Source organism: Klebsiella sp. CN_Kp088 (genome assembly GCF_040064335.1).
GTDB classification, from domain to species: Bacteria; Pseudomonadota; Gammaproteobacteria; order Enterobacterales; family Enterobacteriaceae; genus Klebsiella; species Klebsiella aerogenes.
The window spans coordinates 170,189-182,122 of sequence record NZ_JBEAIQ010000028.1 but is presented as its reverse complement, the minus strand read 5'-3'; the positions used below and the strand labels follow the sequence as shown (position 1 = coordinate 182,122).

Genomic DNA, 11,934 nt, shown 5'->3' with positions numbered 1-11,934 from the left:
CGCTATCCGGGAACCCTCCCCGGTGGCGCTTACGCTTACCGGGGCTACCAACCGACTACCGAACCGTAGCCCGGATAAGGCGCTGTGCGCCGCTATCCGGGAATCCTCCCCCGGTGGCGCTTACCGGGGCTACTAACAAAACAGCAGCCCCGTTACAAGATCACGATTTAATCGCGTGTTGAATGGAGTCAATAATCGGCTGATAGCCGGTACAGCGGCACATATTGCCTTCTAATACATCCTTTATTTGCGCTTCGTCCGGATGCGGCTCTTTGGTTAATAATTCGGTGGCGCTGACCAGTACTCCCGGCGTACAGAACCCGCACTGCACGCCGCCCTTCTCAATAAATGCATCCTGTAATTTTTGCGTAATCGGATTATCGTTTAACCCTTCGAGCGTCTCGATCTCCGCTTCATCACACTGTTCGGCCAGTACCAGACAAGAACAAACGGCGTTACCGTCCATCAGCACCGTACAAGCGCCGCATTCGCCAATCGAACATCCCTCTTTGGTGGCGGTAAGATGCAATGTATCCCGCACCAGATCCAATAGGCGCATATTGCCTTCTACTTTTGCTTCCACCAGCTTGCCGTTTACCTTCACTTTAATTGTGCTCATAGCTCTATCCTGTACAGGGCGCCCTGGCGCCCTGATTGAATCATTAAATCCCTGAGGCCCGTTGCGCCTCGGCCATCATGTCGCGGAACATATTGACGAACACCGGCTGCTTATATGCCGCCGACCAGCGCTTACCAATGGCCGCATAGATAAGCTTGTCCAGCACCTCGCAGGCGCTATTAATCGTGTCGCTATTTAACGGTTTCCCTAGCAGACAGCGTTCAATATCCAGTAACCGCTGCGGCTTGCTGAACAGCGCGCCGTCCACCAGACGGCAGTAGCTCACCGTGCCATCATCAGCAAAATCGAGCAGCGCGCTCAGGCTCTGACGGGTGATGTTGAGCGCGTTGCGCCGCCCTAACTGGTGATAGAAACCTTTAGCCCGCGGGCGCACCGGCGGCGGCAGTATCACTTTGGTCAGCAGTTCATCCGGCTGGCGCTGGGTCTTGTAGCCGGACAGCAAAAACTCGGCCAGACCGAGGGTGCGTACGCCATTTAGCGAGCGCAGCTCGATGCGCGCGTCATAGAGGATGGCAGGCGGAATGGAATCGCCGCAGGGCGCGGCGTTGACGATATTGCCGCCGATGGTGGCGCGGTTGCGGATCTGGTGCGAACCGACGGTATGACAGGCCTGCACCAGCAGCGGGTAACGTTCGCGCAACAGCGGATGATCGGTAATACGGTTAAAGGTCATCGCTCCGCCAATGATGACCTCATGGCTGACCGGATCTTCGCTCACCTGCGTCAACTCCGGCAGACGGGAAATATCAACCAGCCGCATCGCGCGGGTTTGCAGACGCCCCTGCACAATTACATCGGTACCGCCGGCGATAGCCGTCACGCCCTCTTGCGCCAGCAGAGTTAACGCCTCCTGCAGGCTTTTCGCGCGAATCACTTCCACGTCAGTGAGGCGCAGCACCTGCTTCTTGTTTTCCGCCTCCAGCATCATTTCGCTTTGGCGAACCGGCTTTTTCAGGTTGTAGCCGAGGATCACCTGTTCGAGGGTCAACGGTAATTTATTAAACCGCGTCTCGAGGGCAAAACTCACCGCGTTGTTGATAGCCGCCGCCGCCAGTTCAGTGGCTGGTTCGCCGATCCCCTTCGCCCCCAGAGGCCCGGCGATATCCGGGTTTTCTACGCCGATAATCGTCATCGGCGGAATATCTTTCATCGTCGGCAGCAGGTAGCTGTCGAAGTTTTCCGATTTGACCTGGCCATTTTCAATGTTGAAGTCTTCCAGCAGCGCGTAGCCAAAACCCTGCGCCACGCCACCGTAAACCTGACCTTCAAACCCCACCGGGTTGAGTACCCGGCCCACGTCATGGGCGGCGGTAACATGCAGCAAATCGGTTTTACCGGTGCTGGTATTCACCCGTACCTCCGCCACCTGGCAGCCGTAGACCCAGGTAAAGTACGGGCTGCCGCAGCCTTTTTCTTCATCCCAGTGAATGGGCGGCGGCACAAACCAGCCGTATTCGGTCAGGCTGACGCTGGCCCATTTGGTTTTATTAACCGCGGTTTTGAAATCAATACGCCGTTCACTGTCCTGGACGTTGATGATAAAGCCATCCTGCCACAAGGTTTCAGCCAACTCGCGGGTGCCGATGCTGTCGCCGACGACGCTGAGAATGCGGCGTTTTATCTTGTCCGCGGCGTCAAGAATCGCCCCACCGCCGACCATAGTCCCACGAGTTGCCGCCGTCGATCCGCCGTCGCCGATAACCGAGGTCGGCGGTTCCATAAAATGCAGTTCAGATAGAGGAATACCAAAGGCTTCCGCGGCGATTAGCGACATCGCGGTTTGCAGACCCTGACCGTTTTCAGAAACCGATGTCGCCAGATTGACGCTGCCGTCCTCATTCACCTGAATGAGCGCCGTCGAGGTATCAACCCCTTCCGCGCCGATGGAACAACCACGGTAGCTCAGCGCCAGGCCAATGCCATAGCGATAAACGCCGCCTTTTTGATTCAATTCACGATAGTGTTGGCGTTTTGCCGCAAATTCCGAGGCATTCACCGCCTTACTCAGGACTTCAGTCGCCGAGACGGTGTGTTTATCAAACCGCTGCCCGGTGACCGAGGTATCGCCCTGACGCAGCGCGTTCACTTCACGCACCGCCACCGGCGAGAGATTGAGCACGTCGGCAATTTCATCCATAAATGATTCGTTGGCGTAAACCACCTGTGGTGAACCGAAACCACGCATCGCCGAGGTATAGCTGTTGTTGGTATAGACGGCTTTAACGTCGATATGGACGTTATCAATATTGTACGGCCCAGCGGCCTGCACCGAAGAACGCCAGGTGACGAACGGGGAGGACGCCGCATAGCCGCCGCTGTCGGCAAGAATATCGATTTTGATCGCCAGAATGCGTCCGTTGTCGTCCACCCCGGCGCGATACTTCATTTTATAAGGGTGGCGCTTACAGCTTTCGATAATGGACTGCTCGCGGGTGTAGGTAAATTTCACCGGACGACCGGTCAGGCGCGTCATCAATGCGGAACGGCAGGCCAGGTGATCGATGATGTCATCTTTGCCGCCGAACGAGCCGCCCATCACCGCGCGTTTGACATTAATCTGGCTCTGCGGGCAGCCCATAAACTTAGCCACGAAGCTGCGTACGCGGTGCGGGTTCTGAATGGAGCCGGAGATAATCAGGCTACCATCGGTAGGATCAAGCCAGGTCAGTACGACTTCCGGTTCGATGTAGGCGTGTTCCTGGAAGCCCACTTCATATTCACGTTCAATCACGTGACTGGCTTCGGCAAAGCCTTTGGCGATGTCGCCTTTAACGGTGTGGTGATGGGCGGCGATATTATCGCTGCGCTCCGGGTGAATTCGCCGGGCGTCCGCCGCCAGCGCGGCTTCTACGTCCGTTAGCGGCTCATAAGGCGTATAGCGCACATGAATTTTATCCGCCGCTTCGCAGGCGGCTTCATAACTGGTTGCCGCCACCACGGCGACGACATCGCCGTGGAAGACTACCTCGTCTTTGACGATAGGCAGATAATCTTTGACGATGATCCCCACGACCGGTGTACCGGGGATATCCTGCCAGGTGGCGATTTTTACTACGCCTGCAACATTCAGCGCCTCGCTAAGATCTATCGCCTCGATTTTCCCGGCGGGTATATCCGCAAAGCGGCAAACGCCATACAGCATGCCCGGTAAGGTAATATCGTCGCCATAAACGGCCGTTCCTTTGACTTTCGCCAGTCCATCCACGCGCCGTAGCGGCGCTGAAGGTGAAGCACACATAACAGTCCCCTCAATGATTATCCGTTGCGGGCAATCCCGGGTTTGCTAAACGTCGCGCTATCCATAACCCATGGGAAAAGCCACATCACCGATAACAAATCCAAGATTTGTGCCAGAAATCAATGAGGTGCCGTTTAAGCTTCTTTTTTGTGAGTCGTCGCGCAAAATGCGGCTAAAGTGCAGAGAAAATAGCGCAGCTAAGGCCGCGGTCCGCAGGCCAGTAACATTTCGCCGTCGTTTTTATCAAAGTGATAGCCCGGTTTTCTCAAATTAATAATTTGCCCGTGTGTTAAACGGTATAGATACGGATCTCGTGTTCACGGAAAGCATCCCGGTATTTACGGCTGATGTTTTCCTCCACCACCAGCACGTCAATGGCGCTGCTTTCAGCTACCACAAAACGCGCGACGGCGGGGATTTTATCTGAGGTTAAGCCAACGATAATTTCACTGCACTGTTTGATAACCGCTTTCTTAAATTCACAATCGGCGTGATCAAAGCCGGTTAGACCTGACTCCGGAGCCATTGCGCAGCCGCCAATAAATCCCTGATCGAAGAGGATCCCCTGCACCTGGGCCACCGCCGATGCGCCGACACAACCGCCTGCCGCGCGTTGCACCAAACCTCCGAGCATCACAACCTCGTAAAGCGGTTTTTTAAGCAGAACCGCCGCGATTTCCGGAGAATTGGTAACCACAGTTAAGGCCAGTTCGCCCGGTAGCGCTTCCGCCATGGCCAGATTGGTGGTGCCGGTATCAATAAAAATACAGCCGCCCGGTTTCACTAGCTGTGCGCATTTCTGTGCGATTCTGCTCTTTGTTGCCCTGTTTTTCTCTTTACGTTCGTTATACTCCATGGATTCCGGCAGGGTCATCACCGCGCCGCCGTAGACTTTCTTACAATATCCGTCTTTGCTCAACTCATGAAGATCGCGGCGAATAGTGTGTTCAGAGACCTGTAAGCGCTGGGCCAGATCGGCGCAGACGACCCTACCGTCCTCCTGCAGGATCTGACAAATCAGCGCTTGTCGTTGCTGAGGGAAAGCTGCATAATCGAGCACAACAACTCCTTAAAATAAACATAACGAGCAGAAAAGAGCATAATCGTTCACTTATGCGCATGCTGTCAACCTGACCCTTTACGAGGTAAACCATGAAAGTTGCCCATATCGCCCTCTGGACCCGCCATCTTGAGCAGCAAGCACGCTTTTGGGTGGAGTTTTTTGCCGGTGAAATCAACGAAAAATACCGTAGTAAAACCAATCCTGGTTTTGAATCCTATTTTGTAAAAATTGGCTCTGACGTGGCCATTGAGTTAATGTCCAAACCCGGTTTACATGACTCGACCCACGATAACAACCATACGGGGTGGGTGCATCTGGCGATCGCCGTCGGCGGCACGGAACAGGTGAATGCGTTAGCCAAACGCGCTGAAATGGCGGGAATTTTAGTCTCTGCCCCGCGCACCACCGGCGATGGCTATTATGAGGCGGTTATCAAAGACCCGGATGGTAACCTGGTGGAAATCGTCGCATAGTAAGGCAAATCCACATGAAGGAGTCGACCGTGGCACATTATCGCGTCATTGATAAAGCGAGCTGGCCTCGCCTGGATCACTTTACGTTCTACCGTACCTTTGCCAATCCCAGCTTCAATCTGTGCGTACCGGTCGAAGCGCAACAGTTGTACACCTGCGCGAAAGACCGGGGCGTTTCCTTCTTTCAACTGGCGTTATTTGGCCTGTTGCGTGCGGCCAACGCCGTACCGCAGTTGAAACAGCGCCTGCGCAACGACGATATCATCGAATATGACGCCATCTCGGTGATGACGCCGATCATGACGGCCAGCGAAGGTTTTCGCCAGGTATGGTGCGATAACGCCGCTGATTTCCCCGCGTTTAGCGCCGCCGCGACGCCGCGCATTGAGGCCGCAAAAAGCACCAACCCCTCACCGCTTATCGTGGAAGAAGAAAATTTCTTTTGCGCCAGTTGTCTGCCGTGGCTGCACTTCAGCGCCATGACCCATGCGGAATACTACGTGGGCGCGGCGGTACCCGCCCTGACGTGGGGAAAACTGAAAAATGGCATCATTCCGGTTGCCGGCCGGTTTAATCACGCTTTTGTTGATGGCCTGCACGCCAGCCGTTTTTATGCCGAAGTCGAATATTATTTCGCTAACCCGCAGGCCCTGTGGCTGCCGGTTGAGGCCGGTGATTAGCTGCCGCGGCATAAAGAACAATCCACTATGACTTCCCCGAAAACCGGCATTATATTGCCGGTTTTTTGCTAATGCGAAATGGCTATAACCCATAGCATTTCGTTGTTAGACAGTCTTCAGCGCGCCTCTTATCTTCGTCATGAATTGTAAATAACAACGCAATCATTTGATGAGGTAGCACTTTTGTCCAGATTACGGCAAGGATTAAAAACCAGACAAACGCGCTTCGCCCTGGCGCTGAAAGTGGCGTTGCTCGGTAGCATGGTGGCATTTTCTTCTGTCGCCAACGCCGACGATATTCTTAAAGAAGGGATCACTCCCGCAACCGATGCCAGCCAGATCCCGGCCAGCGCCAAACTGCGTAAAGACACGGTAGTGGCCGGCATTTCCGAACCGCAGGGGATCTTTAACCCTTACTTCTTCGTCAACGGTTGGGATGAGAACGTCACCAACGTTATTTTTTCACGCCTGATTGACTGGGACAGTCAGGGTAAGCTGGTGCCGGGGCTGGCTGAGAGCTGGACGGTGAGCGCGGATAACAAAGTCTATACCATCAAATTACGCCCTAACCTGACTTTCAGTGACGGATCGCCACTCACCGCGGAGGATGTCGCCTTTACGCTGACCGTTCTTCTCGACCCGAAATATGACGGCGATACCGATATCACTCTGGCCAATATCGCCGGCGGCGCGGAATATAAAGCCGGCAAAGCCGATAGCGTGAGCGGCCTGAAAGTTATCGATCCGCTGACCTTACAGGTTACTACCACCCAGCCGGGCGCGACAACGCTGGCGAAAATCGGCGGTCCGGTATTATCGAAAGCCTGGTACGGCAAAGGGTATCAACGCGGAAATCTGGATTATCTTCGTTCTCTGCACGGAAAACCGCTAGGTAACGGTCCTTATGTCTACGATAAATATATTCCCGGGCAGGAGATTCGCTTCCACGCCAACACGCATTTTTATCGCGGTACGCCGCCAACGCCGCGCTTTATCTATCGCGTGACCAATCCGTCTACCAATTTCCAGCTATTCCAGACCGGCGAAACCGACTACGACGCCTTCACCTCGCGTCCGGATGATATTGAGCAGCTTAAGATGCTCGGTTTTGCCAATATCAACCTGTACGGCTCCAGCGACTACAGCCAGGTGGAGTTCAACCTCCATCGCCCGGCACTGCAGGATAAAAAAGTGCGTCAGGCGCTGATTTACGGGCTTGACCGCCAGAAATTAATCGACGTGGTGTATCAGGGATACGGCAAGGTAGCCATTGAACCGATCGCGCCTATTTCCTGGGCCTTCAATGCGCAGGGCGTCAACCCCTACCATTACGATCCGGTGCAAGCGAAAAAACTGCTCGATGAAGCGGGCTGGCTGCCTGGCGCCGATGGCATCCGCGTGAAAGACGGTAAGCGGCTGGAATTGACCCTACTGGCGAGCAAAAAAGTCATTAACGATGCGCTGATCCCAATTGCCAAAGAGAACTGGCGGCAGATAGGCGTGCTGCTGAAACCGCAGGTGGTTGATTTCAACGCGCTGATGGCGCAGCGCAAAGCGGGTAATTACGATTTGGCGTCGTTCAGCACCAGCACTCTCAACGATCCGCATGACGGCGTGTGGGACTTCTACAGCAGCGAAGCCAAAGAGTCGGGCTACCACAACGCTGAAGTCGATAAGCTTATCAATGCGGGCAACGCAGTGCTGGATGTCGAACAACGCAAGCCTATCTATCACCAGCTGTATCAGGTGCTGGCCGAGGATCCGCCGGTTATCCTGCTGGGATACCGGGAGATTCTTTCCGCCAGCAGCGCCCGGGTGACCGGCTTTAAGCCGGATATCTATAACGGCCTCACCGGCAGTTTGCCGGACGTGAAAATCGTGAAGTAAATCCCCCAGCCGCCGGCCTCCCGGCGGCTGATGTGAGAATGTTATGAAAAATTTCATCCTGAGGCGCCTATTGCAAACGCTGCCGATGCTGCTGCTGGCCTCCTTTATCATTTTTATGCTCTTTGCTAAAACTCCCGGCGATTTTATCGATGGCAACATCACCTTGACGGCCGCCCGCGCCGCCGAACTGAAGGCGATATACGGTCTCGACCAGCCGCTCTTCACCCGCTACCTTCACTGGCTGGGACAACTACTGCGCGGGGATTTAGGCTTCTCGCTGCAATACCAGATCCCGGTCAGCCAGTTACTGAACCAGTACATCTGGAACTCCTTCCTGCTGGCAAGCGTGGCGCTGGTCTTCTACTGGGGTATCGGCCTGACGGTTGGCGTTGTCTCCGCGCTCAGACCTAATTCATGGTTCGATCATCTGGTGAGTATCGCGGTGTTTGCCGCCATGTCCTTTCCCACCTTTTTCCTCTGCCTGCTGCTGATTAAGTGGTTTGCCGTCGACCTGCACTGGCTGCCGGTAGGCGGGATGACCAATACCGGCAGCGACGATAACGGCTGGCAGTATGTGCTGCAGGTCGCCGCCCATCTGGTACTGCCGGTACTGGCGCTGGTGATGCTGCAGGCCGGCAGCCTGACGCGCTATTTTCGCGCCAGCATGCTTGACGTGGTGAAGATGGATTTCATTCGTACCGCCCGAGCTAAAGGGCTGCGAGAACGCACGGTTATCATGAAACACGCGCTGCGCAATGCGCTACTGCCGGTCATCACCCTGCTTGGCTTCGAACTGCCGGGATTGTTCTCTGGCGCCATCATTACCGAAAAAGTATTTAACTGGCCGGGTGCCGGGCACATTCATATCGATTCGCTGGCCGCTCGCGATTATCCGGTATTGATGGGGTTTACCCTGTTTCTGGCGGTGCTGACGATCATCGGTAATTTACTGGCCGATGTGCTCTACGCGTGGGCCGATCCGCGCATTCGAGTGAGGTAATGATGATAACTTCCCTGTTTGGTTACCGTCGCCGCCTGCGCCAGGCGACAATCCCCGCGCTTGCGCAAATACCCCCCTCTCCATGGCGTCAGGCATGGCGCCAGCTGCGCCGCAACCGGATGGCGATGCTGTGTTTAATCCTGCTTGCGGTGATGGCCACGTGGTGCGTACTCGGACCGATGTGGTCGCCGTGGAAAGATGACGCCACCGATGCGCTGATGATCAACAAACCACCCGGCGCCGAACACTGGTTAGGTACCGATTTTCTTGGCCGCGATATCTATACGCGTTTACTGCTGGCCGGGCGCATTTCACTGATAATCGGCCTGCAGACCATGCTGCTGTCGGTGACGCTTGGCTATCTACTGGGTGCGCTGTCGGGCTATGTCGGCGGACTCACCGATAAACTGATTATGCGGCTGGCCGATCTGGTGATGACGATCCCCAGTTTGCCTTTATTAATCGTCGCCGGCGCGATGCTCTCCGAGCTCGATTTTTCGCCGGATTCCCGCATCTGGATGGTGGTGATTATGCTCAGCCTGCTGGAGTGGCCAAAGCTGGCGCGGCTGGTGCGCGGGCAGTGCCTGTCGCTACGCGAGCGCGATTTTATGCTGGCGACGCAGGTTCTGGGACTGTCGGCGCGCCGCCGCCTGTTTGGCCACCTACTGCCCAATACCATCCCGATTCTGGTGGTGATGGCGACAATGGCGGTCGCTAACGCCATTCTGAGCGAATCGGCGCTGAGCTACCTTGGCCTTGGCGTAGTACCGCCGACGCCGTCGTGGGGCAATATGATGGATGCCGCCAACAGCCTGATTGATTTTCAGCGGCGACCCTGGCTATGGATGCCTCCTGGGATTGCCATCTTTATTACCGTCATTGCTATCAACGTGCTGGGCGACGGCCTGCGCGACGCGATGGACCCGAAAATGAAACAGAGGCTGAAATGAGCACGCCATTAATTTCTTTTAAGCAACTTTCGGTCTCTTTCGCTGCTGAAGGGAGCCGGGTGCGCGCGGTACAGGAAGTCTCTTTTTCGATTCAGGCCGGGCAAACGGTAGGTATCGTCGGTGAGTCCGGCTGCGGCAAAAGCGTGACCGCCATGTCGCTAATGGGCCTATTGCCTCCCCAGGCCGCGCGCATTGACGGCGGCGAGGTCCTTTTCGAAGGACGCGATCTGCTCAAGCTGAAAGCGCGTCACATGGCAGACCTGCGCGGCAACCAGTTGGCGATGATCTTCCAGGAGCCGATGTCGGCGCTCAACCCGGTACTGACCATAGGCGAACAGCTCTGCGAGCCGCTCATCCGCCACCGCGGCGACTCGCCGAAAGCCGCCTGGCGGCGTGCAATACACCTGTTGAACGAGGTGGGACTGGCGCGCAGCGAAAGCCTGATGGCGTACTATCCACACCAGCTTTCCGGCGGCATGCTACAGCGGGTAATGATCGCCATGGCGCTGAGCTGCGGGCCGCAATTATTGATAGCGGATGAACCAACTACCGCGCTGGATGTCACCGTGCAGGCGCAGATCCTGCGTCTGATACGTGACCGCGCGCGCGAAAGCCAGATGGCGATGCTGCTGATCACCCACGATCTGGGGGTGATCGCGCAGATGGCCGAAAGGGTCGTCGTAATGTATGCCGGGCGGATTGTCGAACAGGGAACCACCGTCGAGGTGCTGCGCCAGCCCCAGCACCCCTATACCCGCGGACTTATCGCCTCGCGTCCGGTGCCGGGCACGCGCCGCCGGCGGCTTTACTCCATTCCCGGTCAGGTGCCGGATCTCGCGCAACTGCCTGCGGGCTGCGCGTTTGCCGATCGCTGCGAACAGGCAACCGCACGCTGCCGTCAGGACATCCCGCCACTTTTAGGGTCCTCGCATCAGGCGGCCTGTTTTTATAGTCAATTCGCGGAGTCGGTGGCATGAACCAGCCCTATTTAATTGAAGTTAATGGCTTGAAAAAGTATTTCCCGCTGCGCGACGGCCTGTTCGGCCAGCAGACCGGCGAACTGCGCGCGGTCGATGACGTCAATTTTAATATCCGTCCGGGAACGATTTTCGGCCTCGTCGGAGAATCCGGTAGTGGTAAAACCACCGTTGGCCGCACCTTGCTTGGCTTGTATGAAAAGACCGCCGGCAGCATTAAATTCCGCGGTCAGGAGTTATCCGAACTGTCAGCGGCAGCAATGCAGACCCTACGACCGAAAATTCAACTGGTGTTTCAGGATCCCTATAGTTCACTGAACCCACGCATTCGCATCGGTGAGGCGATTGGCGAGGCGATGCTGCAGCATAAACTATGCACGCGCGCTGAACTCTATGAGAAAGTCATTGCGGTGATGAAGATATGCGGGCTGGCGCCTCAGCATTACCACCGTTTTCCGCATGAATTTTCCGGCGGTCAGCGGCAGCGCATCGGCATCGCCCGCGCGCTTATCCTCAATCCGGACTTTATCGTCGCCGATGAACCCATTTCCGCACTCGATGTGTCGATTCAGGCGCAGATTATCAATCTGTTTGCCGACCTGCGCGACGAGCGTGGCGTCACCTTTCTATTCATCTCCCATGACCTTGGAGTTGTAGAGCATTTGTGCGACGACGTGGCGGTGATGTACCTCGGTCAACTGGTGGAAACCGCCAGCCGCGATGCGCTGTTTAGCCGCCCTCTTCATCCCTATACCCAGGCGCTGCTGGCCGCGGTACCCACACTCGATCCCGAAAGCGAACCGCAGGCGGTCGTCCAGGGAGAAATCCCGGATCCGTCGCGCCCGCCTGAGGGCTGCCGGTTTTCGTCACGCTGCCCGCAGGCAAGTGACCACTGCCGCCGTCAGGCGCCGACGCTTCGTGAAATTTCGCCTGGACACCTGGTCGCCTGTCATTGGGCAGGATAACGATGATCAGAAAAGGCGAGGCATATTTTCTGCGGAGTATAAAAATAAGAAAACATGACAT

Annotated in this window: 10 protein-coding genes; 7 read left to right on the top strand and 3 right to left on the bottom strand. The window is 56.0% G+C overall.

Translation table 11 applies throughout. The features are described 5' to 3' along the window. Window positions 1–160 precede the first annotated feature (160 nt). The 3 genes from ABLV08_RS18360 to ABLV08_RS18350 all read right to left on the bottom strand — a co-directional run bounded on the left by ABLV08_RS18360 (window position 161) and on the right by ABLV08_RS18350 (window position 4,938). Window positions 161–619 carry a (2Fe-2S)-binding protein gene (locus ABLV08_RS18360; RefSeq protein WP_015366918.1) on the bottom strand — a complete coding sequence of 153 codons (459 nt, stop codon included), beginning with the start codon at window positions 617–619 and terminating at the stop codon, window positions 161–163. 43 nt (window positions 620–662) lie between these two features. Next, window positions 663–3,878, bottom strand: coding sequence for a molybdopterin cofactor-binding domain-containing protein (locus ABLV08_RS18355; RefSeq protein WP_348856129.1), 3,216 nt, complete (start codon window positions 3,876–3,878; stop codon window positions 663–665). A gap of 289 nt (window positions 3,879–4,167) precedes the next feature. After that, a complete protein-coding gene (locus ABLV08_RS18350; RefSeq protein ID WP_015705204.1) occupies window positions 4,168–4,938 on the bottom strand; it encodes a DeoR/GlpR family DNA-binding transcription regulator in 771 nt (256 codons plus the stop codon). 92 nt (window positions 4,939–5,030) lie between these two features. Here ABLV08_RS18350 and ABLV08_RS18345 point away from each other — a divergent pair, with 92 nt between their 5' ends. The 7 genes from ABLV08_RS18345 (at window position 5,031) to ABLV08_RS18315 (ending at window position 11,873) form a co-directional block, all read left to right on the top strand. After that, window positions 5,031–5,414 (top strand): VOC family protein, encoded by a 384-nt coding sequence (locus ABLV08_RS18345; RefSeq protein ID WP_042894917.1) that lies wholly within the window; start codon window positions 5,031–5,033, stop codon window positions 5,412–5,414. 29 nt (window positions 5,415–5,443) lie between these two features. After that, window positions 5,444–6,094: a CatA-like O-acetyltransferase, family 1 gene (locus ABLV08_RS18340; protein WP_325896046.1), complete on the top strand. Its 651-nt coding sequence runs from the start codon at window positions 5,444–5,446 to the stop codon at window positions 6,092–6,094. A gap of 183 nt (window positions 6,095–6,277) precedes the next feature. Next, window positions 6,278–7,981: an ABC transporter substrate-binding protein gene (locus ABLV08_RS18335; protein ID WP_015705202.1), complete on the top strand. Its 1,704-nt coding sequence runs from the start codon at window positions 6,278–6,280 to the stop codon at window positions 7,979–7,981. A 43-nt stretch (window positions 7,982–8,024) separates the two neighbouring features. Beyond that, window positions 8,025–8,981 (top strand): ABC transporter permease, encoded by a 957-nt coding sequence (locus ABLV08_RS18330; protein WP_047053882.1) that lies wholly within the window; start codon window positions 8,025–8,027, stop codon window positions 8,979–8,981. A 2-nt stretch (window positions 8,982–8,983) separates the two neighbouring features. Next, window positions 8,984–9,931 (top strand): oligopeptide ABC transporter permease, encoded by a 948-nt coding sequence (gene opp4C / locus ABLV08_RS18325; RefSeq protein WP_348856133.1) that lies wholly within the window; start codon window positions 8,984–8,986, stop codon window positions 9,929–9,931. Then, window positions 9,928–10,908 carry an ABC transporter ATP-binding protein gene (locus tag ABLV08_RS18320; protein ID WP_348856127.1) on the top strand — a complete coding sequence of 327 codons (981 nt, stop codon included), beginning with the start codon at window positions 9,928–9,930 and terminating at the stop codon, window positions 10,906–10,908. Before opp4C ends, ABLV08_RS18320 begins: the two co-directional genes overlap by 4 nt. Next, on the top strand, window positions 10,905–11,873 hold the full coding sequence (locus ABLV08_RS18315) for an oligopeptide/dipeptide ABC transporter ATP-binding protein (protein WP_348856126.1): 969 nt from the start codon (window positions 10,905–10,907) through the stop codon (window positions 11,871–11,873). Before ABLV08_RS18320 ends, ABLV08_RS18315 begins: the two co-directional genes overlap by 4 nt. The last annotated feature ends 61 nt before the right edge of the window (window positions 11,874–11,934 follow it).

Excerpts from the sequence above, each read along its gene's own strand:
- ABLV08_RS18360 (WP_015366918.1), bottom strand. The coding sequence starts at position 619 with ATGAGCACAATTAAAGTGAAGGTAAACGGCAAGCTGGTGGAAGCAAAA.
- ABLV08_RS18320 (WP_348856127.1), top strand. The coding sequence starts at position 9,928 with ATGAGCACGCCATTAATTTCTTTTAAGCAACTTTCGGTCTCTTTCGCT.
- ABLV08_RS18345 (WP_042894917.1), top strand. The coding sequence starts at position 5,031 with ATGAAAGTTGCCCATATCGCCCTCTGGACCCGCCATCTTGAGCAGCAA.
- ABLV08_RS18330 (WP_047053882.1), top strand. The coding sequence starts at position 8,025 with ATGAAAAATTTCATCCTGAGGCGCCTATTGCAAACGCTGCCGATGCTG.
- ABLV08_RS18355 (WP_348856129.1), bottom strand. The coding sequence starts at position 3,878 with ATGTGTGCTTCACCTTCAGCGCCGCTACGGCGCGTGGATGGACTGGCG.
- ABLV08_RS18315 (WP_348856126.1), top strand. The coding sequence starts at position 10,905 with ATGAACCAGCCCTATTTAATTGAAGTTAATGGCTTGAAAAAGTATTTC.
- opp4C (WP_348856133.1), top strand. The coding sequence starts at position 8,984 with ATGATAACTTCCCTGTTTGGTTACCGTCGCCGCCTGCGCCAGGCGACA.